Origin of the sequence: Phytoactinopolyspora endophytica, assembly GCF_004138495.1 — a bacterium.
In the GTDB taxonomy this organism is placed as follows: domain Bacteria; phylum Actinomycetota; class Actinomycetes; order Jiangellales; family Jiangellaceae; genus Phytoactinopolyspora; species Phytoactinopolyspora endophytica.
Genome location: NZ_RZHA01001806.1, coordinates 1 through 621 on the forward strand (window position 1 = coordinate 1; position 621 = coordinate 621).

Here is a 621-nt window from a genome sequence, read left to right on the forward strand (position 1 = left end):
GGCGTTTCACGTCGCGGGTGCTGGCGGTTCCCCGGTTTGTGGTGCAGCGGTTGATGTTGAAGCCGTTGGTGTGGTCGTTGACGCGGGTCGAGGTGCGTGTGCAGGGGGATCTGCGGGGGTTGCGTGGCTCGTTCGTGGTGGTGTCGAACCATGCGAGTCATTTGGATACGCCGTTGGTGTTGGGGGCGTTGCCGCGGCGGTTGAGCCGGTATCTGGCTGCGGGGGCGGCGGCGGATTATTTCTTTGAGGTGCGTTGGCGTAAGTGGTTGACGTCGTTGGTGTTCAATACGTTTCCGGTGGATCGTACGGGGGCGCGGGCGCATTCGGGGGTGTCGAAGCGGCTGTTGTCGCGGGGTGTGCCGTTGTTGATTTTTCCGGAGGGTGGTCGGTCGCCGTCGGGGCGGATCGGTGGGTTCAAGCCGGGTGCGGCGGCGTTGGCGATCGCGTGTGGGGTGCCGTGTGTGCCGGTGGCGATTGTGGGGGCGCATGAGGCGATGCCGCGGGGGCAGTGGTGGCCGGTGCGTGGTCGGCCGTCGGTGGTGGTCTCGATCGGTGCTCCGGTGTGGGCGTTGCCGGGGGAGTCGGCGGGTGCGTTCACCGAGCGGCTGGCCGCCGAGGTCC

At 67.5% G+C, this 621-nt stretch carries 1 protein-coding gene; it reads left to right on the top strand.

Annotation, left to right across the window (positions count from 1 at the left end; genetic code table 11):
• Window positions 1-53 precede the first annotated feature (53 nt).
• Window positions 54-621: lysophospholipid acyltransferase family protein (locus ELR45_RS34260; RefSeq protein ID WP_205857834.1), on the top strand; the 568-nt coding region annotated here is incomplete at its 3' end.